Genomic DNA, 3,419 nt, shown 5'->3' with positions numbered 1-3,419 from the left:
ACGCTACTACGCCATGTTGGATGAACCAGCCATAGCCGCGTGACTCAAACGAAACGGCCTCCGGAAAACCCGGGGCGGTTCACTCGATTGCTGCCAGCTGTTCATCATATGCCTCTGGCGCTGCGTTTCCTTCACCTTTGAGACGACGTCTCTAAATGGAACGCCAAGCCGAATGGCTAGGCGTTTCGCAAAATCAGGGACGAGAGCCTCACTGCGTAATGAAGGCACGCAGGTGACCCACGTCGGCGCGGGCTGAGGGTGCCACCGCTCCTCAATCATCTCGGCGCATGCCTCGACAAGCTCGTCACTGAAACGTCCGCCTTCCTTGTCCTCATCGACCTGAGTCCCCCAACCGGCATCTCGCCAGACGGAAAGCGCCCGTCCGTCCTCGCAGCGGAGCCCGAGTGCGATATTGCCAGTCCAACCATAGGTGGAAAACGCGCCTGGTTCCCACCTCTTCCGGGATTTGATGACGACATCGCTGCGCTTTATGAACCGGCTCGCCTCTGCAATAGCGGCGGCGTTCAGCTCGATTTCGATGAGTGGCACTCCGAGGCAATTGGCACAGCGCCCGCAGTCGCGAGCAGCAGGGTCATCGAGTGCCTCGCCAAGGAACCGCATGAGGCAACGGTCGGTCTCTAGATAGGCTCGGACGTGATCCCATTCCCCTTGGCGCTGCCCAGTTAGTCGTTCAACACGCTCTCGATCCGACTGGTATGCGTTGATCGTGCGATACCAGCGGGACCCCTGCTTCGCCACAAGCCCGCTACTTGCTACCGAGAGCATCTTGAGAACCTTTTCGATCTGCGACTTACGAAGGTTCACTTCTTGGGTGAGCCCTATCGCCGACATGCCATCGTCGGCTTGATCGAGCACGTCCAAAATCTTCTCAACTTGCCATTCTGGAGGGAAGGACTGGCCGATGAAATAACTATTGATTTCGTCGTCTTCGGCGCCACCCATGAGCACGCCCACGGCATCATCAATCCCGCGACCGGCACGTCCCACTTGCTGGTAGTAGTGGACGATTGATTGCGGAGCCTGAAAGTGCACGACGAAGCTCAGGTCCGGTTTGTCGAAGCCCATACCGAGCGCATTGGTAGCAACCAACACCTTCACCTCGTTCTTAATAAGCATGCTCTCTAATTCTTCGCGGCTGGTTGCGGGCTCACCATCCTCGTCCTCGCCCCCGACACCGCTGTGGTAGGCGCGGGCGTCAATGTCCTGTGACCTAAGCCACGCCGTGACACGATTCACGTCTCGCTTAGTAAGAGCATAGACAATGCCGCTGCCGGGAAGCTGCCTTATTGCTTGCGCGAGCCAAGCGAGCCGCGCCGCGCGGTCAGGTAGGATCACCGTCTGCAGGCTGAGAGTCTCTCGGGCCAACGGCCCTCGCTGCAGCTGTGTGCCATCGCCAAGTTGCGCCATCACATCCGCCACCACTCGGTCGTTAGCCGTGGCTGTTGTCGCAAGCACGGCCACATTCGGCGGAAGCTGAGCCAGAATGCGGTCTATTCGCTGATAGTCAGGCCGAAAGTCGTGTCCCCAGTCCGAGATACAGTGCGCCTCGTCCACGACCAGAAACTGTATCCTGTCCGCGATTGGCAACAGACAATTGTCAAGGAATTCCTGATTTGCCAGCCTCTCGGGCGACACGAGGAGTAGGTCGACCTGGTTGTCGCGCACGCGCGCCATGATGCCGTCCCAATCCTCGCGATTAGTCGTGTTAATGGTCACAGCTCGGAGACCTAGCCGCTCCGCAGCCTCAAGTTGGTTGCGCATTAATGCCAGCAGTGGAGAGATGATGAGTGTGGCTCCTGCGCCTGCATCGCGGAGTATACGAGTCGCCACAAAGTAAACCATGCTCTTGCCCCAGCCGGTGCGCTGGACAAGGAGAACACGCCGACGACCATTCGCGATGGCCTCGATCGCCGCCCATTGGCCATTCTTGAACTCCATCGCGGCACTATCGGTGGCTTCGCGCAGCAATTCCTGCGCCTCATTGTGTGTGACCATCTTCTCCCCCACGGCAATCGCCTAATAAGCGACACTTACAAGCGGAATGCACTACAACGGCAAATTGCGATAGACGCAATCACGCCGCCGCTCCATTTTGAGGTGCCGATGTCAGGTTCCGGCCAAACTGACGTAATCCGGACGCCCAGGATGGCACTCGTGCCGCTTGTCACTTGGTGAATCGGTATTGGGTCAACAGCAGATTTGGTGACACACGTAACGCAGCAACACCTCAAGCCGCCAGCAGCATTGCGCCCTACCTCGGATAATCGCCGCCAGTTCCACATTCGTCGTGCCGGACCTTGTTGCGGCGCCAAGCGTCGCCCTGCCGGCCACATAGCTCCCAGTTCGTCGCCTCAGCGGAACCGACCCGCCATGCAGCCGGTTAATCCGGCAGAAGCTCACCACCAACCCAAGGCCACACCATGAGCATCCTGCAAACCACGAAGAAAGCCGCCGAGCAGGCCACCGGCATCGCAAGACCAGACAAGCGCGAGGTCGGCGATCTTGTAATCCAGCGCAAACCGAACGAGTTTCGCTTCACGGACGACGGCCTCGTCCCCAACCATCCGTTCTGGCCGCTGGTCGTCTATCGCGGCGCGGTGAAGCTGCCTGAAGACTTCGATCCGGCGGCGGTCATGGAGGCGATTTTCGACGCTAATGGCTGGGGCGATAGCTGGCGCGACGGCATCTACGACTACGCTCACTATCATTCGCAGATTCACGAGGTGCTGGGCGTCGCGCGCGGCACGGCAAAAGTCCGGTTTGGCGGCAAGATGGGACGAACGCTGTCGCTGAAGGCCGGCGACGTCGCGGTGCTTCCTGCCGGCACCGGGCACCAGTGCCTTTCCGCATCCGACGATTTTCTGGTCGTCGGCGCCTATCCTCCATCCGGCACCTATGACCTGTGCACGACCGCCGCCGATCATGCCAAGGCGGTCGTCACGATCCCCAGGGTTGGCCGTCCGCGCAATGACCCTGTCTACGGAGGCAAAGGCCCGTTGCTCGCAGCCTGGGAAAGGGACTGAAGTCGTTCTTTTCGAAGGGGCTTGCGGGTTGGCTTCGTGGCTCAAACCGAACCTTTGACCAACACCTAGCGCCACCGACGAAGAAGGCCGCCTTGTAGATAGATGGCGAAGCGGATCGTGCCGCTGTCGGCGTGCGCAGCGCTGGCAAATCAGGCCTGGCGCTATATTATTGCAGTGACCCTGCCCGACGCATTGAGGCGACAACTGACTTGCGCCTGCCGGACTTCGATGCCACCTTTTCCAGCGTAGTCTATTCGCACCTCGATCGGCGCCGTGAGTCCACCTCGACCTTGACGCAAGGCGCCTGCGCTTACCGCGTGGACATTGACGGCGCCAAGTGGCGTCGCAGCGGCCACGATCGCCGTGCGGCAGGCT

Annotated in this window: 2 protein-coding genes; one reads left to right on the top strand and one right to left on the bottom strand. The window is 60.0% G+C overall.

Features of this window, described 5'->3' with window-relative positions; translation table 11 throughout:
- Nucleotides 1-6 precede the first annotated feature (6 nt).
- Nucleotides 7-2,028, bottom strand: coding sequence for a RecQ family ATP-dependent DNA helicase (locus tag NKH21_RS32530; protein ID WP_352869987.1), 2,022 nt, complete (start codon nucleotides 2,026-2,028; stop codon nucleotides 7-9).
- 413 nt (nucleotides 2,029-2,441) lie between these two features.
- Here NKH21_RS32530 and NKH21_RS32525 point away from each other — a divergent pair, with 413 nt between their 5' ends.
- Nucleotides 2,442-3,044, top strand: coding sequence for a cupin domain-containing protein (locus tag NKH21_RS32525; protein WP_352671792.1), 603 nt, complete (start codon nucleotides 2,442-2,444; stop codon nucleotides 3,042-3,044).
- The last annotated feature ends 375 nt before the right edge of the window (nucleotides 3,045-3,419 follow it).

It is taken from the genome of Mesorhizobium sp. M1329 (genome assembly GCF_040318035.1).
GTDB lineage: Bacteria > Pseudomonadota > Alphaproteobacteria > Rhizobiales > Rhizobiaceae > Mesorhizobium.
Note: the sequence above shows the minus strand (reverse complement) of the source record. Positions and strands in the feature narration are given on the sequence as shown.